This is a genomic window from Streptomyces sp. NPDC086023, assembly GCF_044540325.1.
Classification (GTDB): Bacteria; Actinomycetota; Actinomycetes; order Streptomycetales; family Streptomycetaceae; genus Streptomyces.
On sequence record NZ_JBITRX010000002.1, the window covers coordinates 169,523 to 189,021 of the forward strand.

17 protein-coding genes and 2 pseudogenes are annotated in these 19,499 nt (G+C 71.8%); 15 read left to right on the plus strand and 4 right to left on the minus strand.

Going from position 1 to position 19,499, the window contains the following annotated elements:
* Positions 1-37 precede the first annotated feature (37 nt).
* The 4 genes from ACIF6F_RS04070 to ACIF6F_RS04085 all read left to right on the plus strand — a co-directional run bounded on the left by ACIF6F_RS04070 (position 38) and on the right by ACIF6F_RS04085 (position 4,242).
* Positions 38-718, plus strand: coding sequence for a response regulator (locus tag ACIF6F_RS04070; RefSeq protein ID WP_399940932.1), 681 nt, complete (start codon positions 38-40; stop codon positions 716-718).
* Positions 715-2,163 (plus strand): ATP-binding protein, encoded by a 1,449-nt coding sequence (locus ACIF6F_RS04075; RefSeq protein WP_399940935.1) that lies wholly within the window; start codon positions 715-717, stop codon positions 2,161-2,163. Before ACIF6F_RS04070 ends, ACIF6F_RS04075 begins: the two co-directional genes overlap by 4 nt.
* Positions 2,160-2,813 (plus strand): hypothetical protein, encoded by a 654-nt coding sequence (locus tag ACIF6F_RS04080; protein WP_399940936.1) that lies wholly within the window; start codon positions 2,160-2,162, stop codon positions 2,811-2,813. Before ACIF6F_RS04075 ends, ACIF6F_RS04080 begins: the two co-directional genes overlap by 4 nt.
* 130 nt (positions 2,814-2,943) lie before the next feature.
* Entirely contained in the window at positions 2,944-4,242 is a 1,299-nt protein-coding gene (locus ACIF6F_RS04085; protein ID WP_399940938.1) for a cytochrome P450, read from the plus strand.
* Here ACIF6F_RS04085 and ACIF6F_RS04090 read toward each other — a convergent pair.
* Positions 4,202-4,927, minus strand: coding sequence for a hypothetical protein (locus ACIF6F_RS04090; RefSeq protein WP_399940941.1), 726 nt, complete (start codon positions 4,925-4,927; stop codon positions 4,202-4,204). The genes ACIF6F_RS04085 and ACIF6F_RS04090 overlap by 41 nt on opposite strands.
* 111 nt (positions 4,928-5,038) lie before the next feature.
* On the opposite strand from ACIF6F_RS04090, the gene ggt reads away from it, so the two are divergent.
* The 8 genes and pseudogenes from ggt to ACIF6F_RS04130 all read left to right on the plus strand — a co-directional run bounded on the left by ggt (position 5,039) and on the right by ACIF6F_RS04130 (position 15,463).
* The gene (gene ggt, locus ACIF6F_RS04095; protein ID WP_399940944.1) at positions 5,039-6,928 is read left to right on the plus strand and encodes a gamma-glutamyltransferase; all 1,890 of its coding nucleotides are present in this window, start codon (positions 5,039-5,041) and stop codon (positions 6,926-6,928) included.
* A 296-nt stretch (positions 6,929-7,224) separates the two neighbouring features.
* Positions 7,225-8,391 carry an alginate lyase family protein gene (locus tag ACIF6F_RS04100; protein ID WP_399942122.1) on the plus strand — a complete coding sequence of 389 codons (1,167 nt, stop codon included), beginning with the start codon at positions 7,225-7,227 and terminating at the stop codon, positions 8,389-8,391.
* 161 nt (positions 8,392-8,552) lie between these two features.
* Positions 8,553-9,965, plus strand: coding sequence for a UL36 very large tegument protein (locus tag ACIF6F_RS04105; RefSeq protein ID WP_399940946.1), 1,413 nt, complete (start codon positions 8,553-8,555; stop codon positions 9,963-9,965).
* A gap of 204 nt (positions 9,966-10,169) precedes the next feature.
* Positions 10,170-11,012: a nitrilase-related carbon-nitrogen hydrolase gene (locus ACIF6F_RS04110; RefSeq protein ID WP_399940948.1), complete on the plus strand. Its 843-nt coding sequence runs from the start codon at positions 10,170-10,172 to the stop codon at positions 11,010-11,012.
* Positions 11,013-11,050: 38 nt separating this feature from the next.
* Complete coding sequence (locus tag ACIF6F_RS04115; protein WP_399942125.1) at positions 11,051-12,301, plus strand: aspartate aminotransferase family protein; 1,251 nt, start codon at positions 11,051-11,053, stop codon at positions 12,299-12,301.
* Between the two features lie 65 nt (positions 12,302-12,366).
* Positions 12,367-12,841: pseudogene (locus ACIF6F_RS04120) on the plus strand (amidohydrolase family protein); the annotation flags it as partial.
* 204 nt (positions 12,842-13,045) lie between these two features.
* On the plus strand, positions 13,046-14,434 hold the full coding sequence (hydA, locus tag ACIF6F_RS04125; RefSeq protein WP_399940951.1) for a dihydropyrimidinase: 1,389 nt from the start codon (positions 13,046-13,048) through the stop codon (positions 14,432-14,434).
* A 12-nt stretch (positions 14,435-14,446) separates the two neighbouring features.
* Positions 14,447-15,463 (plus strand): TIGR03842 family LLM class F420-dependent oxidoreductase, encoded by a 1,017-nt coding sequence (locus ACIF6F_RS04130; protein WP_399940954.1) that lies wholly within the window; start codon positions 14,447-14,449, stop codon positions 15,461-15,463.
* Between the two features lie 15 nt (positions 15,464-15,478).
* Here the strand turns inward: ACIF6F_RS04130 and ACIF6F_RS04135 are convergent, their stop codons facing one another.
* Both ACIF6F_RS04135 and ACIF6F_RS04140 read right to left on the minus strand, forming a co-directional pair.
* On the minus strand, positions 15,479-15,877 hold the full coding sequence (locus ACIF6F_RS04135) for a hypothetical protein (protein ID WP_399940957.1): 399 nt from the start codon (positions 15,875-15,877) through the stop codon (positions 15,479-15,481).
* Positions 15,874-16,735, minus strand: a pseudogene (locus ACIF6F_RS04140) (IS5 family transposase). Before ACIF6F_RS04140 ends, ACIF6F_RS04135 begins: the two are co-directional and overlap by 4 nt.
* A 121-nt stretch (positions 16,736-16,856) precedes the next feature.
* Between ACIF6F_RS04140 and ACIF6F_RS04145 the strand changes: the two are divergent.
* The 3 genes from ACIF6F_RS04145 to ACIF6F_RS04155 are packed head-to-tail and all read left to right on the plus strand — an operon-like array spanning position 16,857 to position 18,965.
* Positions 16,857-17,408, plus strand: coding sequence for a helix-turn-helix domain-containing protein (locus tag ACIF6F_RS04145; protein WP_399940959.1), 552 nt, complete (start codon positions 16,857-16,859; stop codon positions 17,406-17,408).
* Positions 17,308-18,516 (plus strand): amidase domain-containing protein, encoded by a 1,209-nt coding sequence (locus tag ACIF6F_RS04150; RefSeq protein WP_399940962.1) that lies wholly within the window; start codon positions 17,308-17,310, stop codon positions 18,514-18,516. Before ACIF6F_RS04145 ends, ACIF6F_RS04150 begins: the two co-directional genes overlap by 101 nt.
* A 20-nt stretch (positions 18,517-18,536) precedes the next feature.
* The gene (locus tag ACIF6F_RS04155) at positions 18,537-18,965 is read left to right on the plus strand and encodes a hypothetical protein (protein WP_399940965.1); all 429 of its coding nucleotides are present in this window, start codon (positions 18,537-18,539) and stop codon (positions 18,963-18,965) included.
* A 224-nt stretch (positions 18,966-19,189) separates the two neighbouring features.
* Here ACIF6F_RS04155 and ACIF6F_RS04160 read toward each other — a convergent pair whose 3' ends face one another.
* Positions 19,190-19,435: a hypothetical protein gene (locus ACIF6F_RS04160; protein WP_399940968.1), complete on the minus strand. Its 246-nt coding sequence runs from the start codon at positions 19,433-19,435 to the stop codon at positions 19,190-19,192.
* Between the last annotated feature and the right edge of the window lie 64 nt (positions 19,436-19,499).

The following is a 19,499-nucleotide window of genomic DNA, read 5'->3' on the forward strand; positions in this document are numbered from 1 at the left end:
GGACGTCTGCCACCCGACCGCTTGGGATACTGACGCCATGCCACGCGTACTGCTGATCGAGGACGACCCGTCCGTACGGGAAGGTGTCGGCCTCGGACTGCGCCGCCGCGGCCACGAGGTCCGGGCCGCCGAGACCGGCGAAGGCGGCCTCGCCGCCCTCGGCGAGTTCCGCCCCGACCTCGTGCTCCTCGACCTGATGCTGCCCGGCATGAACGGGGTGCAGGTCTGCCGCCGGATCCGCGAGACCAGCCAGCTGCCGATCATCATGCTCACCGCCCGCGGCGACGACTTCGACGTCGTCATCGGACTGGAGGCCGGCGCCGACGACTACATCGTCAAGCCCGCCAGGACCGAGGTCATCGAGGCCCGCATCCGCGCCGTGCTCCGCCGCCTCAACGACCCCGCCGCCCGCGTCGAGACCGACTTCCACGGCGAGCTGGCCATCGACCGGGCCGGCCTGACCGTCGCCAAGAACGGCGAACGCCTCCCGCTCGCCCCCAGCGAGCTCAAGCTGCTGCTCCACCTGTCCGCCTCGCCCGAGCAGGTCTTCAGCCGCCAGCAGCTCCTGGAGTACGTCTGGGAGCACAGCTACCACGCCGACGCCCGGCTGGTCGACGCCTGCGTTCGCCGCCTCCGCAACAAGATCGAGGACGAGTCCGGCAGCCCCCGCTACATCCAGACCGTGCGCGGCTTCGGATACCGGTTCGGCCCCCTGTGAGGAGACTGACCGGCAGACTGGGCCTGCGCACCCGCCTCATCGCCGCGTTCCTGCTGGTGGCCGCGATCAGCGCCGGCACCACCGCCGCACTCACCTACCGGCAGGCGCGCACGGCCGTGCTCAAACAGACCCAGGACACCGCCGTCGCCACCCTGCGCGACCAGGTGGAGGCCCTCACCACCACCCTGCCGCCGAGGCTCCCCGCACTCCAGTCGGTCGTCCAGGAGATCGCCCGCAAGGGCAAGCCCCACCCCTGGACCGTCTTCGCCGAGTACGGCGACCTCACCGTCTCCTCCAACGGCGACGGACAGACCTCCACGATCGTCACCGACACCCTCCGCGACCAGGTCAGGGCCCATCCGCACGGCGCCTTCCAGCGGGTCGTCCGGGACGGCCACCCCATGCTGGCCGTCGCCATGCCCGCCGTCTTCGGCCACAGCGGCGTCCAGCAGGACACCGGCCTCGTCTTCTACGCCACCATGCCGCTCTCCGTCGAGGAGAGCACCGTCGCCGCGATGGTCGGCGCCGCCCGCGACGGAGCCATACCCGCCCTCGCCATCGCCCTCGTACCGGCCCTGCTCGCCGCCCGCGGCGTGCTGCGCCCGGTCCGCGACCTGCGCCAGGCCGCCCGCCACCTGGGCCACGGCAAGCTGGACACCCGCATCGAGGTCAGGGGCAGCGACGAGCTCGCCGACCTCGCGCACACCTTCAACGAGACCGCCGTCGAGCTCGAACGCTCCGTGGAGGAGCTCCAGCGGGCCGAGGCCAGGGCCCGCCGGTTCGCCGCCGACGTCTCCCACGAACTGCGCACCCCGCTGGCCGGCATGCTCGCCGTCACCGAGGTCCTCGACGAGGACGCCGAACACCTCGACCCCGACACCGCCGCAGCGGTCCGCCTGGTCAGCACCGAGACGGGCAAGCTCGCCGTCCTCGTCGAGGACCTGATGGAGATCTCCCGCTTCGACGCCCGCGCCGCCGAGCTCAACCCCGACACCGTCGACGTGGCCGAGGCCATCCACGCCACCCTGCGGCGCCGCCACTGGACCGACCCCGCCCAGGTGTACACCGAGCTCGCGCCGGGCGTACGGGCCCGGCTCGACCCGCGCCGCTTCGACGTGGTGCTCGCCAACCTGGTGGGCAACGCCCTGCGGCACGGCGGGGCGCCGGTCCGCGTCCGCGCGTACCCGGAGGCCCGCGAGGACGGCACGTGGCTGGTCACGGAGGTCGCCGACAGCGGGTCCGGCATCGCCCCCGAGGTGCTGCCGCACATCTTCGACCGCTTCTACAAGGCGGACTCGGCCCGTACCCGGTCCGCGGGCAGCGGCCTGGGACTGGCCATCACGATGGAGAACGTACGGCTGCACGGCGGGACGGTCCGGGTGGCCAACGCCGCCTCCGGCGGGGCCGTGTTCACCGTCGAGATGCCGCTGGAGGCGGGCGCGTGAGGGAACGCCGCACACCGAGGCCCCGGACAGGACGGCTCCGGGCAGCCGGGCGACTGCGGGCCGGGCAGCTGAAGGCCGGCCGGCTCCGCGCCGCGCTGGCGGCCGGGGCCTGTGCCGTGCTGGCCGCGGGCTGCGGGATCCAGGGGACGGACGTCATCGAGGCGGGCGCCCCGGCGGGCATCGGCGTCGCGGACGCGCGCGGCACCTGGCCCCTGCTGTACCTGCTCGGCCCGCGCGGCGAGCTGACGCCCGTCATCCGCTCCAACCCCTTCGGGATGGACACCGGCACGGCGGAGTACAAGCTGGGACCCGACCCGCTGGTCAGGCTCCTGATGGCCGGGCCCACCGACGGCGAGAAGGGGGCCGGCCTCACCACCGGGCTGCCGGTCGTCAAACGCCTGGAGGGCCTGCAGATCGACCAGGACGGCACCGGGGCCGGCCAGGACGGCAGCGAGAGCGAGCCGGAGACCACCTCCATCCGGCTGACGCTCGGCATCCCGGTCCGGCCGCTGTCGGCGGCCGCCCGCCAGCAGCTGGTGTGCACCCTCGCCACCGACCTGGCCCAGGGCCGCGAGGCCACCGTCACCCTTTCCGGCACCGACGGCACGCTGGAGGCGGAATCCTGCCGGGTACGGCGCTCCTCGTACTGACCGCGGGACCGGGCGGCGGACCCGCCCTGCACCCTTGCCCCACGGCCCCGCTCCGGTCACGGTGGTCACCGGGGGGTGTCGGGCGGATCAGGGTCCGACACCCCCTCCCCGCCTCGTGAACGGAGCCCGCGTGGACCAGCCCGGCCGTGCAGACCTGCCCGACGTGTTCGACCCGCGCGTCTACGCCGCCGGACCGCCCCACGCGGCCTACCGGACCCTCCGCGACCACCACCCGGTCGCCTGGCAGCCCGAACCCGAGGTCCTCGGCTGGCCCGCCGGGCCCGGCTTCTGGGCGGTCACCCGGCACGCCGACGTGGTCCGCGTACTCAAGGACGCCCGCACCTACTCCTCGTACCTCGGCGCCACCCAGATCCGCGACCCCGACCCGGCCGACCTGCCCTTCATCCGCCGCACCATGCTCAACCAGGACCCTGCCCCCGGGCCCCGCGGGCCCGGGGAGACCCCCACGGACCACGGCAGGCTCCGCCGCGTCGTCTCCCGCGCCTTCACCCCCGCCCGGGTCGACGCCTTCGCCGACCGCGTCCGCACACGCGCCGCCGGCCTGCTGCGCCGTGCCCGGGCGGACGCCGCGGACGGCACCGCCGACGTGGTCCGCGCCGTCACCGACGAATACGCCCTGCTCAACCTCGCGGACCTGATGGGCGTACCGGCCGCGGACCGGGGCCTGCTGCTGGAATGGACCGTACGCGTCATCGGCTACCAGGACCCCGACGAGACCCCCGCCCCGCTCCTCGGCCCCGACGGCAAGCCCCTCAACCCGCGCTCGCCCGCCCTGCTCGCCGAGATGTTCGCGTACGCCCGCGAGCTCGCCGCGCACAAGCGCAAGCACCCCGGCGACGACCTGATGACCGCCCTCGCCGAGGCCGGCCTCGACGACCCCGAACTGGAGATGTTCTTCTTCCTGCTGACCGTCGCGGGCAACGACACCGTCCGCAGCGCCGCCCCCGGCGGACTGCTCGCCCTCGCCCAACACCCCGCCGCCTACGAACGGCTGCGCTCCGGCGCGGCCGACCCGGCCTTCGCCGTGGACGAACTGCTGCGCGTCCACCCGCCGGTGCTCAGCTTCCGCCGCACCGCCGCCACGGACACCGAACTCGCCGGCACCACCATCCGGGCCGGGCAGAAGGTGGTCGTCTTCCACGCCTCCGCCAACCACGACGAGCGGGTCTTCGCCGCACCCCACCGGCTCGACCTGGGCCGCCGGCCCAATCCCCACGTCTCCTTCGGCGACGGGCCGCACGTCTGCCTCGGCGCCCACTTCGCACGCCTCCAGCTGCGCGTCCTCTACGAGGAGTGGGCCGCCGCCATGCCGGCGCCCGAACTCACCGGCCCGCCCCGCCGCCTGGTGTCCAACTTCATCAACGGGATCACGCGACTGCCGCTGCGGGTGTCCGGGCGGGCTGGGTGACGTCCGCCACCAGCTCCGTCACGTCCGGACCGTACGCGGCGGAGTTGACCACCTTCAGCACGAGGCAGAACGGCCGGTTGCCGTGCTTGCGGGCCAGCGCCTCGTGGTGCCGTGCCAGGTAGCGGGCCGCCGCCTGGTTGCTGACCGCCGTCTGACCGCTGATCAGGAACACCGGACGGGTGCCCTCGGGCGTCGTCAGCCGGGCGAGCAGCACGTACTCGGACGTGTTCTTCTCCCACCGGTACGTCTCGCCCCCGACCCGGATCGCTCCCCGGTCCGGGCCCTCGTCCGCCGACTGGTCGACCTCAACGCCCGGCAGCATGGACGCCAGGTGCGCGGTGGTCCGGGCGTTGGACACCGGCCCGCCCACGCAGAACTCGGTGCGCTCGCCGAAGCCCTGCCGGGCACCGTCGTGGGTGACGATCTGCACCGTCGCCCCGCAGTCCTTGATCAGGGCCGATATCTCCAGCAGCGCGAACGCGTCGTGCCGGTGCACCGAACTGTCGGTGCCGCCCATCTGCCGGTTGACGACGAACAGGCAGTCGGCCCCCGTGGGCAGCCCGAAGAAGGCCTGCTTCCGGCGGAGCCTGCGCCGCCACAGGTAGGTACGCCCGAACCAGCCGAGACCACCGCTCAGCGCGGTCGCCGCCACGCCGAGCACGATGTTGCGCACGTCATCGTTCATGCGCGGGATGGTATTGCCTGACGACCCGGCCGGACCCTGGCGGGTTGCCGTCCTGACGCGATGGACATGGTGAAGTTACGCTGCGCCCAACCCCGTTGAGTGGAGGTACGGATGCCCCGGTCCGCCGCACGGACGCTAGCCCTGCTCGCCCTGGCCACCGCCCTGACCGGAGCGGCCGCCGCGGCCCCGGTCGTCGCGGCCGGCACGGCGGGCCCCGAACGCGCGCCGGGAGGCGGGGCCGCCGCCGGCACCGCGGTCCGGGACGCGGACGCCACCCGGGTACGGGCCGCCGCCACCCCGGAGAAGGTCCCGGTGGCCGCCGGGTACGGCGGCGCCGTCGCCAGCGTGGACGCGGACGCCTCCGCGGCCGGCATCGCCGTGCTCAGGTCCGGCGGCAACGCCGTCGACGCCGCCGTCGCGACCGCGGCCGCCCTCGGCGTCACCGAGCCCTACTCCGCCGGCATCGGCGGCGGCGGGTACTTCGTCTACTACGACGCCAGACAACGCAGGGTGCACACCATCGACGGCCGCGAGACCGCCCCGCAGACCGCCGACGAGCACCTCTTCCAGGAGAACGGCACCCCCATCCCCTTCGCCGAGGGCCAGACCAGCGGCCTCGGCGTCGGCGTCCCGGGCACCCCCGCCACCTGGAAGTCCGCCCTCGACGCCTGGGGCACCCGCTCCCTCGGCCGACTCCTCGCCCCCGCCGAGAAGCTCGCCCGCGACGGCTTCACCGTGGACGCCACCTTCCGCGCCCAGACCGAGGCCAACAAGGCCCGCTTCAAGGACTTCCCGGCCACCGCCGAGCTCTTCCTGCCCGGCGGCGACTCGCCCGTCGTGGGCACCGTGTTCAAGAACCCCGACCTCGCCGACACGTACGCCGAACTCGCCCGCAAGGGCACCGGCGCCCTCTACCGCGGCCCGATCGCCGACGACATCGTCGAGGCCGTGCGCAGGCCCCCCGTCGACCCCGCCGCCACCCGCAAGGTCCGGGCCGGCGACATGACGGCCGGGGACCTCCGCGCGTACCGCACCAAGGCGCAGACCCCCACCCGGGTCGGCTACCGGGGCCTGGACGTCTACAGCATGGCGCCGTCCTCCTCCGGCGGCACCACCGTCGGCGAGGCCCTCAACATCCTGGAGCGCTCCGACGTGGGCGAGCTGAGCGAGGCGCAGTACCTGCACCGCTTCATCGAGGCCTCCCGGATCTCCTTCGCCGACCGGGGCCGCTGGGTCGGCGACCCGTCCTTCGAGGACGTGCCCACCCGCGGGCTGCTCTCCCAGCGGTTCGCCGACTCGCGGGGCTGCCTGATCAAGGACGACGCGGTGCTCACCAGCCCGCTCGCCCCCGGGGACCCCGACGACCCCGCCGACTGCGGCACCTCGGGTCAGGCCGCCCCCACCACGTACGAGGGCGAGAACACCACGCACCTGACGGTCGCCGACCGCTGGGGCAACGTCGTGTCCTACACCCTCACCATCGAGTCCACCGGCGGCAGCGCCATCACCGTCCCGGGCCGCGGCTTCCTGCTCAACAACGAGCTGACCGACTTCTCCTTCGCGCCGGCCAGCCCGTCCGTGCACGACCCGAACCTTCCCGGGCCCGGCAAGCGCCCGCGCTCGTCGATGTCCCCGACCATCGTGCTGGACGACGGCCGGCCGGTGCTCGCCGTCGGGTCGCCGGGCGGGGCCACGATCATCACCACCGTGCTCCAGACCCTCATCGGTCACCTCGACCGTGGCCTGCCGCTGGTCGACGCCATCGCGGCGCCGCGCGCCAGCCAGCGCAACCAGACCACGACCGAGCTGGAGCCCGGCCTGTGGAACAGCCCGCTGCGGGCCGAGCTCCAGGCGCTGGGCCACGGTTTCCGGCAGAACCCGGAGATCGGCGCGGCGACCGGTGTGCAGCGGCTGCCGGACGGCCGCTGGCTCGCCGCCGCCGAGACCACCCGGCGGGGCGGCGGCTCGGCCATGGTCGTACGGCCCTCCGGCACGCGGTAACGGGAACTCCGGCTTCCTTGGCTTGCGGCCTTGCGGCCTTGCGGCCTTGCGGCCTCCTGACCTTGCGGCCTTCCTGGCCTTCCGGCTTCCTGGCCTCCCGCCCCCGCCGTGCTGTGGCGGGTGGCGGGAGGCGGGGGCGGGATCGGCGGCCGTTCGGCGCAACCAGCGGTGCGGCGCGCCGGGTGCCGGGCAACCGTGAAAGCGTGTCTGCACAGAACGCACCCAAGCGGCGCGGGCCGGCCGCCGGCCCGGGACGGTCCGGCCGGCATGCCCTGGGCCTCGGCCTGCTCGGCGGCCTGCTCGCGACGGGCCTGCTGCTGGCCGCCTGCGCGGCCCCCGAGGACCATGCCGCGGAAACCCCCACCGCCGTGGTCTTCCACCATCCCGGGGTGGTCGTCAGCCGCACCCAGCTCGACCGGGCCAAGGCCATGGTCGCCCAGAGCGAGGAGCCCTGGCACTCGGCCTACCACGCGGTGCTGAAGAGCCCGTATGCGTCCCTGGAGTACGTGCCGCACCCCGCCGAGACCGTCGCGTGCCCCTTCGACGGCGGCCCCCCGGCCTGTGTCGCGGAGCGGCAGGACGCGATCGCCGCGTACACGCACGCCCTGCTCTGGGGCGTCACCGGCAAGGCCGTGTACGCGCGGAAGTCCGCCGAGATCATGGACGCCTGGTCGGCCGTGATGAAGCGCCACACCGACGACAACGCCGGACTCCAGGCGGCCTGGGCCGGCTCCACCTGGGCCCGCGCCGCCGACATCGTGCACGCGGGGTACCCGGGCTGGCCCGGCCCCCGGGTGCAGCGCTTCAAGTGGATGCTGCGCAAGGCGTACTTGACGACCGTGCGCGACCAGGTGCCGGGCTTCAACGGCAACTGGGAGCTGGCGATGACCGACGCGTCCATCGCGATCGCCGTGTTCCTGGAGGACCAGACGGTCTTCGGGGAGGCGCTGGACCGCTTCCGGGCCCGCGTGCCGGCGTACTTCTACCTCAGGTCCGACGGGGAGCGGCCCCGGGTGCCGGCGCGGACCTCGCTGGACACGGGGGAGAAGGTCAGGGCGTACTGGTTCGGGCAGGGCACGTACGTGGACGGGCTCGGCCAGGAGACCTGCCGCAACCTCAAGCACGTCGGCTACTCGCTGGCCGCCACCGCGCACATCGCGGAGACCGCCTGGCACCAGGGCGTCGACCTGTACGGCGAGGAGGCCGAACGCCTCAAGGCCGCCCTGGAGTTCCACTCCCGCTACCAGCTCGGCGACAAGCCCCCCGGCTGGCTCTGCGGGGGCCGCGTCGAGCGCTCCATGGGGCCCGACCTGGAGGTGGCCCTGGCCCACTACGAGGGCCGCGCGGGCGCCCGGCTGCCGTACACGCGGCGGCTGGTGGACCGCGCCCGGCCGGCGGGCACGGACGAGCTGTTCGTGGCCTGGGAGACCCTCACGCACGCGGAGAAGCACGGGACGGCGTAGGGGCGGGCGCAGGGGGCGCGACGGCGTGCGGAGTCCGGGTCGTGGCCGCGGGAAAGCCGTCAAGCTTTGAGACTCCCGTAGCGCGCCCGTAACACTGGTGCGATGCAATGCGGGCCATGGACAGGGTCGGAATCGGTGCTGTACGTCAACTCGCTGACCTGATGCGAGAGTTGGTCGCCCTTCTCGATCCGGGAACGGGGTGGTACGCGGAGTTCCTGCGGCGGGATCCCGAAGGGATGCGGGCCTGTCTGGACGGCGCGGCCGTTGCGCCGTGGGACGTGCTCGCCTCCCTGCTAGCCGACCTCGCGGCCGTGCGGGGCGAGGAGTCCGCCCGCGCCTGGACGGCGGAGGCGGCCCGGCTTCGGGCTGCCGCGGTGGCCGCGTACGACCGGCGGCCGGGCGGCGCGGGGGAGTTGCGGGACCAGCTGGCGGACGCGGAGGCGCAGCGCGCCGCGGCCGAGGCGGCGCTGCGCACGCTCGCGGACCGCCTGCGTGCGGCCCCGCCGCCGGCCGAGGCGGAGCGCCTGACCCGCGAACTCTCCTGGACCCGCGACGACCACGCCCGAGCCGCCTCCCGCTGTACGGACCTGGCGACCCGGCTGACCGCCGTACCGCCCGCGTGGCCGGAGTCCGACGTCTTCACGCCCCGCAGTGGTGCCGCCGGCCCGCATGCCGGCACGCCGGGTGACCCGCCCGGCCCGGACGCCTCCACCCCGGGTGACCCGGCCGCTCCGGACCCGGAGGGTCACGCGTCCGGGGAACGGCGGCCCGAGGCTGCCGGGCCTGCCTTCGGGCGGTGGTTCCGGACCGGGCGGCAGGCCGGGACACCCGGCGGGAAGGTGCCCCGGCAGCGCGGGGCCAGGTTCGCCGGGGCCCCCGTGGGCACGGACGCGGGGCCGGCGCCCACCCCCTTCCCGGCCGGCATGGCCGCGGCGCCGGCCCCGCGCGGAGCCCGCTTCGGCGGCGCCCCCGAGGAGCCGGTGCCCGAGCCGCTGCCGGGGCCGGAGGGGACGGACACGGAGACCGGCCGAACCGTCTCCCTCCCCGCCCGGCAGGCCGTGGCGGAGCTGGTGGGGGAACTGATCGGCCTCCGTACCCAGGGCCGCTCCGGCGAGGCGCACGGGGTGCTCTGCGAGGCCGCCGGCTGGCCCCCGGAGCGGCTGCCCGCGCTCGCCGGGGAACTGGAGCGCGCCGGGCTCGCCGCGGACTGGGCCACCCTGCTGTGGGAGGCCGCCTCACTGCCGCCGACCCGGCTCGCCGCGGCCGCCGCCGCGCTCAGCGCCGCCGGCCGGGCCGCCGACTGCGTCCAGCTGCTGCGCCAGGGCGTCTCCAGGCCGGCCGCCGAGATCGCCGACGCGGCGCTGGCGCTGGCCGCCGACGGCCGGGACCAGGAGGCCGGTGCGCTGTTGGGGGCGTTCGTACGGGTCCGGGCTCCCGAAGAGGCCGCACGGCTGGCCCGTACCGATCCGCCCCGCCTCGCCCCCCGACTGCTGGCGGCCGCCCGAGCCGTCTCCGACAGCCGCCACCGCGACCTGGTCCACGCCCTCCGCGTGGCCGGCGTTCCCCTCCGCTGACCCCGGGCCCGCCGCACCCCGCCACCCCGCCCGCCCTTGTTCGTCGGGCGGTCGAAAACGACCGGCGAAATGCGAAACATGATCGACTCTGCCGGTTGACGGAGATGGTCTTGCCCCGGAGTGTGACGGGGCTTACGGTCACGTACCTACGCATTCCATCTACGTGCGTAGAGGCTCTCTGACGTCCTGTCGAAGGAGCAGCTCATGGCTCACGTCGTCCGCGCCGCACTCGTCCAGGCCACCTGGACCGGCGACACCGAATCCATGATCGCCAAACACGAGGAGCACGCCCGCGCCGCAGCCGCGCAGGGTGCGAAGATCATCGGGTTCCAGGAGGTGTTCAACGCCCCGTACTTCTGCCAGGTCCAGGAGCCGGAGCACTACCGCTGGGCCGAGCCCGTCCCGGACGGCCCCACCGTCCAGCGGATGCAGGCGCTCGCCAGAGAGACCGGCATGGTGATCGTCGTACCGGTCTTCGAGATCGAGAGCCAGGGCTTCTACTACAACACCGCCGCCGTCATCGATGCCGACGGCAGCTACCTCGGCAAGTACCGCAAGCACCACATCCCCCAGGTCAAGGGCTTCTGGGAGAAGTACTACTTCCGCCCCGGCAACCTCGGCTGGCCCGTCTTCGACACCGCGGTCGGCAAGGTCGGCGTCTACATCTGCTACGACCGCCACTTCCCCGAGGGCTGGCGCCAGCTCGGCCTCGCCGGCGCCCAGCTGGTCTACAACCCCTCCGCCACCCACCGCGGCCTCTCCGCCCACCTCTGGCAGCTGGAACAGCCCGCCGCCGCCGTCGCCAACGAGTACTTCGTCGCCGCGATCAACCGCGTCGGCCAGGAGGAGTACGGCGACAACGACTTCTACGGCACCAGCTACTTCGTGGACCCCCGCGGCAAGTTCGTGGGCGACACCGCCGGCGACAAGGAGGAGGAACTCCTCGTCCGCGACCTCGACTTCGACCTCATCGACGAGGTCCGCACCCAGTGGGCCTTCTACCGCGACCGGCGCCCCGACGCCTACGGAGGACTGGTACAGCCGTGATCTCCCCCCTCAGCCTGCACCAGCGCCACCGGACCGTCATGCCCGACTGGCTCACGCTCTACTACGACCGCCCCGTCGAACTCACCCACGGCGAGGGCCGGCACGTCTGGGACGCCGAGGGCAACCGCTACCTCGACTTCTTCGGCGGCATCCTCACCACCATGACCGCCCACGCCCTCCCCGAGGTCACCAAGGCCGTCGCCGACCAGGCCGGGCGGATCATCCACTCGTCCACCCTCTACCTCAACCGCCCCATGGTGGAGCTGGCCGAACGGATCGCCGCCCTCTCCGGCATCCCCGACGCCCGGGTCTTCTTCACCACCTCTGGCACCGAGGCCAACGACACCGCCCTGCTGCTCGCGACCACGTACCGCCGTTCCAACCAGATCCTGGCGATGCGGAACAGCTACCACGGCCGGTCCTTCTCCACCGTCTCGGTCACCGGCAACCGAGGCTGGTCCCCGACCAGCCTCTCCCCGCTCCAGACCCTGTACGTGCACGGCGCGGTCCGCGGCCGGGGCCCCTTCGCCGAGCTGACCGACGAGGCGTTCACCGAGGCGGCCCTTGCCGACCTGGAAGACATCCTCGGCCAGGCCCGCGGCTCGGTCGCCGCCCTGATCGCCGAACCCATCCAGGGCGTGGGCGGGTTCACCTCACCGCCCGACGGCCTGTACGCCGCCTTCCGCCGCGTGCTCGACCGCCACGGCATCCTGTGGATCAGCGACGAGGTACAGACCGGCTGGGGCCGAACCGGCGACCACTTCTGGGGCTGGCAGGCCCACGCCCAGAACGGCCCGCCCGACATCCTCACCTTCGCCAAGGGCATCGGCAACGGCATGTCCATCGGCGGCGTCGTGGCCCGCGCCGAGATCATGAACTGCCTCGACGCCAACTCCATCTCCACCTTCGGCGGTTCCCCGGTCACCATGGCCGCCGGCCTTGCCAACCTCGGCTACCTGCTGGAACACGACCTCCAGGGCAACGCCCGGCGCGTCGGCGGCCTGCTGCTGGAACGCCTGCGCGCCATCGGCGCCGGCATCCCGGCCGTCCGCGAGGTCCGCGGCCGCGGACTGATGGCCGGCATTGAGCTCACCCGCCCCGGCACCGACCAGGCCTGGCCCGAGGCCGCCGCCGCCGTCCTGGAGGCGGCCCGCGCCGACGGGCTGCTGCTCGGCAAGGGCGGCGGACACAACACCAGCGTGATCCGCATCGCGCCCCCGCTCAGCCTCACCGTCGGCGAGGCCGAGGAAGGCGCCGAGATCCTCGAACGGGCCCTGCGCGCCCTTTAGCAGCGGGCCCTGCGCCACTTCGGCAACGGGCCCCGCGCACCCTTCAGCTGGGGGAGGAGACCCCGATGAGTTCCCGCACCCTGATCAGCGGCGGACTGGTCGTCACCGCCGCCGACGAGGTCCACGCGGACGTCCTGATCGAGGACGGCCGCGTCGCCGCCCTGGCCGCCCACGGCTCGGCAGCCGCCGCGAGCTGGACCGCCGACCGTACGATCGACGCCACGGGGAAGTACGTCATCCCGGGCGGCGTCGACTGCCACACCCACATGGAGCTGCCCTTCGGCGGCACCTTCGCCTCCGACACCTTCGAGACCGGTACCCGCGCCGCGGCCTGGGGCGGCACCACCACCATCGTGGACTTCGCCGTCCAGAGCGTCGGCCACTCCCTCCGCGAGGGCCTCGACACCTGGTACGCCAAGGCCGACGGCAACTGCGCCGTCGACTACGCCTTCCACATGATCCTCTCGGACGTCAACGAGGGCACCCTGAAGGAGATGGACCTCCTCGTCGAGGAGGGCATCACCTCCTTCAAGAGTTTCGTTGGCTCGCGTGACCAGGAATCTTCACGGGGACTCGGCGACCTAGTCGGTCCGGAGGCCTGGTGGTGAGCGATGCACGGCATCGCATCGCGGAAAGCCGGCATGGAGCTGGCTGCCGCGGCCGACGGGGATACCGCATTCCGTGCGGTATCCCTGTCGACGGCCCTCCGACTCCGGCATTCTGACGGGAAGGGATTCCTCAGGCATGACCAGAACTCTCATTACCGGTGGCCTGGTGATCACCGCCGCCGAAGAGCTGCACGCGGATGTTCTGATCGAGGAAAGCCGCGTCGTGGCGATGGCGACCGCGGGCAGCCAGGACTGGACTGCCGACCGGGTGATCGACGCCTCCCATAAATATGTGATCCCGGGTGGGGTCGACGCGCATACGCACATGGAGCTGCCGTTCGGTGGCACTTTTGCGTCGGACACGTTCGAGACCGGGACGCGAGCCGCGGCCTGGGGCGGCACCACGACGATCATCGATTTCGCGGTTCAGTCGCAGGGGCAATCCCTGCGGGCCGGCCTGGACGCCTGGTACGCCAAGGCCGATGGCAAGTGCGCGATCGACTACGCATTCCACATGATCGTGTCGGACGTAAACGAGCACACACTCAAGGAAATGGACGGACTTGTTGAGGAAGGTGTAAGTTCGTTCAAATTGTTTATGGCATATCCGGGGGTCTTTTACTCGGATGACGGTCAGATCCTGCGCGCGATGCAGCGGGCCTCCGGCAACGGCGGGCTGATCATGATGCACGCCGAGAACGGCATCGCGATCGACGTCCTCATCGAGCAGGCCCTGACCCGCGGTGAGACAGACCCCCGCCACCACGGCGAGGTCCGCAAGGTGCTGCTGGAGGCGGAAGCCACGCACCGCGCGATCCAGCTCGCCCGAGTGGCTGGCGCCCCGCTGTACGTGGTCCACGTCTCGGCGGAGGAGGCGGTGGCGGAGCTGGCCGCCGCCCGCGACAAGGGCCTCCCGGTCTTCGGCGAGACCTGCCCGCAGTACCTGTTCCTGTCCACCGACAACCTCGCCGAGCCCGACTTCCAGGGCGCCAAGTACGTCTGCTCCACCCCGCTGCGCCCCAAGGAGCACCAGGCCGCGCTGTGGCGGGGGCTGCGCACGAACGACCTCCAGGTGGTCTCCACCGACCACTGCCCCTTCTGCTTCCGCGGCCAGAAGGAGCTGGGCCGCGGCGACTTCTCCAAGATCCCGAACGGCCTGCCGGGCGTGGAAAACCGGATGGACCTGCTGCACCAGGCGGTCCTGGACGGGCACATCAGCCGCCGGCGCTGGATCGAGATCGCGTGTGCGACCCCGGCCCGGATGTTTGGCCTCTACCCGCAGAAGGGCACCATCGCGCCCGGTTCCGACGCCGACATCGTCCTCTACGATCCGCACGCCGAGCAGGTCATCTCCGCCGAGACACACCACATGAACGTGGACTACTCGGCGTACGAGGGCAAGCGGATCACCGGACGCGTCGACACCGTCCTCTCGCGCGGCGAACTCGTCATCGACCGACGCGAGTTCGTCGGCCGGGCCGGTCACGGGGCCTTTGTCCACCGTTCCACCTGCCAGTACCTGTAAGGAGAGTCCCGCATGGACTTCGGCCTCGTCCTGCAAACCGACCCGCCCGCCTCCCAGGTCATCAGCCTGATGAAGCGCGCCGAGCGCAACGGCTTCCGCTACGGCTGGACGTTCGACTCGGCCGTGCTGTGGCAGGAGCCGTTCGTCATCTACAGCCAGATCCTCGCCAACACCCAGAAGATGCACGTCGGGCCCATGGTCACCAACCCCGGCACCCGCACCTGGGAGGTCACCGCCTCGACCTTCGCCACCCTCAACGACATGTACGGCAACCGCACGGTGTGCGGCATCGGCCGCGGCGACTCCGCGATGCGCGTCGCCGGCCGCAAACCCAACACCCTGGCCCGTCTCGGGGAGGCCATCGGCGTCATCCGCGACCTGGCGGAGGGCCGAGAGGCGGAGGTGGACGGCAACGCGATCCGCATCCCCTGGATCCGGCAGGGGAAGCTCCCCGTCTGGATGGCCGCGTACGGGCCCAAGGCCCTGGCCCTCGCGGGGGAGAAGGCCGACGGCTTCATCCTCCAGCTCGCCGACCCGTTCCTGACCCAGTGGATGGTGCACGCGGTCAAGGAGGCCGCCGCCAAGGCCGGCCGCGACCCCGAGTCGCTCTACATCTGCGTCGCCGCTCCCGCGTACGTCACGGCCGACGGCTCGGCCGAAGCCCTCGCCCACGCCCGCGACCAGTGCCGCTGGTTCGGCGGCATGGTAGGCAACCACGTCGCCGACCTCGTCGCCAAGTACGGCGAACACTCCGCCATGGTCCCCGAGGAGCTCACCGCGTACATCAAGGACCGGCAGGGCTACGACTACTCCCACCACGGCCGCGCCGACAACCCCGACACCACCTTCGTCCCCGACGAGATCGTCGACCGCTTCTGCCTCCTCGGCCCCGCCGAGGCCCACATCACCAAGCTCCGCCATCTGCGGGAGTTGGGCGTCGACCAGTTCGCTGTCTACGACATGCACGACGCGAAGGAGGCCACCATCGACGCCTACGGCACCGACATCATCCCCGCGCTCAACTCCTGATCCTCTGAGAGGGCGTTAAGTCCGTTTCTGGTAGCGGCCTCGTCCGGGCTGGGTGAGGAAGCCTTGGCGGGTGAGGCGTCCGAGACAGCTGCGGGTGATGTTGACGGATGCCTCGTCGGTGGGCATGTCGAGGAGTTCGTGCAGATCACGGGCTCGGAAGACCTGGTCGGGGTGTTGGTTGAAGGTGTTCACGATGGCCTGGTAGGCGGTGTTCGTCTCGGGCGGATCGGGGCCGCTTCCAGCTGGTGCGAGTTCGGCGACGACCTTGGCCGTGGTGGCCAGGCCCGCGAGTCGCGCTTCGGTCTCGGCCAGGGCGGCGGTCAAGTGCTGTACATGGTCGCGTAGTTCAACGGCCCGGGCCGCGGTTTCGTCGTGCTGGGCCTGGAGGCCGCCCCGGAGCTCGGTGACGTTCACGCGGCCAGCCCGAGGGTGTCGCGCCAGGCCCGACTCGGCGTGGTGAGGCGGCGGATCACGCGATGGAGGCCCAGTAGACGCGCGAGGCGGACGTGTCCGGCCGGTGGTCGTACTCGCGGGCCAGGCGCCGGTGCAGCATCAACGTGCCGTTGACCTGCTCGACAATCCACCGCTTCGGCTGCGGGACGAAGCCTTTGCCCTGGTCGGCCCGGTTGCGGCGGACGACCTCGACGTCGATGTCCAGCAGGGCGCCGTGACTGAGGACCTGGTCCTTGAAGCCCTGGTCCACCAGGGCCTTCTCCAGGCGGTTGCCGCACCGCTCGGCGGCCTGGTCGAGCAGGGCGGTGCCGGCGGTGTTGTCATGGGCGGAGGCGGCCACCACGACGACGCCGATGACCAGCCCCAGAACGTCCACGGCCAGTCCCCGCTTGCGGCCCGACACCTTCTTGTTGGCGTCCAGTCCCGTCGTGGTCTTCGGGACACCGGCCCGGCCGCGCGGACGGACTGGGTGTCGATGATCACGAGAGACGGGTCCTCTCATCGGCGGGCTCTCTCGCGCACCTGACAGCGCAGGAGTTCCTGGATCCGCTGGTCGAGGCCGTCCTTGCGCCACAGTCCGAAGTCGTAGAACACCGCTGACCAGGCAGGGAGATCGTGCGGCAGATAGCGCCACTGGCAGGCCGTCCGGTTCTGGTAGAAGATCGCGTTCACGACCTCCCGCAGGTCACAGGCCCCGGGGTCCCCGGTCGCCGACCGCGCCACCCGGTCCTGCTTCCAGGCAGTGATCATCGGCTCGATCGACACCCCCTGCTCGTCGGTTAAGTCGCTGGGGTACGGCCTTCTCTTCACATCCCGCATCTCAGCATGGACATGCCCGGCAGTTTGCCGGTGCAGCGATCAGTACCACGATCGAGCGATCACGAACCGAGGAAGATCGGACTTAACGCCCACTCAGTGAGATCGGCCGGGCCTTCGGGCGGTGTGCTGGCTCGATCTTCGGAGCCACCAAGGCCAAGGGGGCCGACGCAGGCCGGACGCGCCTTCCCTGATCGAGCGGGAAGAGATATCTCACGAGCTGGCTCGTGGGGAGTCCTTGCGTCAGATCGCTTCCTTGTTTGGCCGGTCGGTGTCAACAGCCAGTCGTGAGGTCAGCCGGAACGGCGGTCGGCGGGCCTATCGTGCGGCTCGCGCGGAAGAACGGGCCTGGGACAACGCGAGGCGTCCGCAGGACTGCCTCCTGGCGAAGAATCCCCGGCTGTGTGAGCTGGTGGCGGGGAAGCCGGCCGAGGACTGGTCGCCGGAACAGATCTCGGGCTCGATTCCGGCCAGATCCCGGCCCGCTTCAGCCAGAAGATCACCAGGCCCTCTGCCCGGGGACGGCGGGCGCCGCAGACTGCCGAAGCAACGTGAACCGACAAGGGGGGGGACCCTTGCGCAGAACCGCACTGTCCATACGCACCGCCAGCGCCGCTACGGTGGCGCTGGCTTCCCTGGTCGTCTCCACGCCGACCTCACACGCCCAGACCACTGACCTGCCGGACACCACGACTTTGGTGGAGATGGCCGACAGGCTCCTCCAGCGCCGCGCCGACGCCGTCACCACCGCACCGCAGGACAACCTCGCCACCGAACCCGCTCCGATGACGGATGCCGCGGCAGGCGACTTCGCCTCAGACCTAGCGGTGTTGCAGGACAACGCCAAGGGCCTTGAGAAGGTCAACGGCGGGTACAGCCGCGCCGAGGTCACCGTCGCCCCCGACACGGCCTCGGTCAGCGGGGACACGGCCACGGTGAAGGTCATCGAGGACACCCGCCTGTACTTCCCCCACCCGGCCCCGGACGCGCCCGCCTACGAGGGGTACAGCATCCCGCACACGCTGACGTTCACGCGCTCCGCGCAGGGCGAGTGGGAGATCGCAGGCGACCGGGCCGAGGTCAACCGTTCCGGGGTCCTGCCCAGCACGCAGATCACCGAGCTGGACGACGTCGGGCCCATCAACGAGCCCGGCCCGGACGGCGAGATGGAGCCGGACGGCGGGCCGGAGCCGGAGCCGCTGGAGGGCCCGGTAACCGACGCGCCTTCCTCGACTTCGCAGATGGCTGCGGAAGCCATGTCGCAGGAGGCGAAGACGATGGTGACGGCCTCGTACAACTACCAGTACATGATCAACTATGCGAAGAAGTACGCGTACTCCTACAACCCCGCCTACCGCAAATACGATCAGGACTGCACGAACTTCATCTCCCAGGCCATGCGCGCAGGCGGCTGGAAAATGACCTCCGGCGGCATACTCCACCGCAAGGACCCCGACGAGTGGTTCTACGGCAGCTACACGTGGTCCACCAGCTACGCGTGGGCCGGCGCCCACAACTGGTACTGGTACGCCATCAAGCACTCGCGGCGAACCAAGGCCCTGGACAACGTGTGGAAGATGTACCCCTCCGACGTTCTCCAGATCGACTTCGTGGACAGGGCGACGGGCCGTCCTAACGGCATCATCGACCACACGATGATCGTCACCGCCAAGAAGAACGGGGAGCTCTACCTCACCGGCCACACCAACAACGTCATCGACAAGCCCCTGACCACCATCCTGTACGAGCGCCGGGGCGCCTGGTTCTACGCCCACCGCACCTGACCCATAGGGAGGGGAGACCCTTGAGGAAGTCCCTGGCACTGCTGGCAGTACCCGCACTGTGCGTGCTCCTGGCGGCCTGCAACGACGACGGCGGCGGCAGGAACGCGGAGGGGACCGCGAGGGCGTACGTCAAGGCTCTCAACGACCGCGACCCGGACGCGCTGCTGGCGCTGGCGAAGGACTCCGAGGGCGTGTCCGGCAGGGAGAAGGACGCCGAGACGATCATCGCCAAGGATGGCGGACGGGGCCTTGAGATCACCGGCCTCACCATCGCCACTCCCACGTCATCCACCTACGCCGACGTGGACATTACCGGGACGGACAACACGGGAAAGCCGTTCAAGCTGGCCCTCAGCATCGCCCGCGACGGCGATGCAGAGGATTGGACCATCACGCTCGGCAACTACCAGGGACCCACACCCGGGCCGACAGCGGCCACCAGCCGGTAAGATTCAACGGTTCTGCAGCCAGCGGGTCGCGCGTTCGAGTGCGGCCCGCCGGCCCGCCACACGCGCGTCCGACCGGCGCCGGCTGGCTTCGGCGTCGCGGCGCTCACGCTTTCCTCCACCTGACGGCGCCGTTTCTCCTCGGCGCGGATCTGCGCGGCGATCTCGGCCCGGAGAGAGGGCCGGGCACCGGTCCGCAGGGCGGCCTCCCGGATCGCCGCTCGTACCTACGCGGCAGCCTTGGCCGCACCTACCTGCGCCGACGCCGGCATGACGGCAGCGCGCTCCCCAGCGACCTGCTCGCTCATCCGCGCCAGGACCCGCTCGGCGACCGCGAGGCCGTCCCGCTCGGCCCTCACCTGCTCCAGCTGCTTGACCAGCTGTTTCTTCCAGCCCGTCCAGTTCCGCGCGGCGCGCGGCGATCCGTTCCAGCACCTCGGGGTCCACCATGCCCGGGAGCGTAGGAGCCCCACGGGCCGAAACGGACCAGAACCCGCGAAGACCTCCCTGCCCGATGATCTACACGGCAGACTGCCG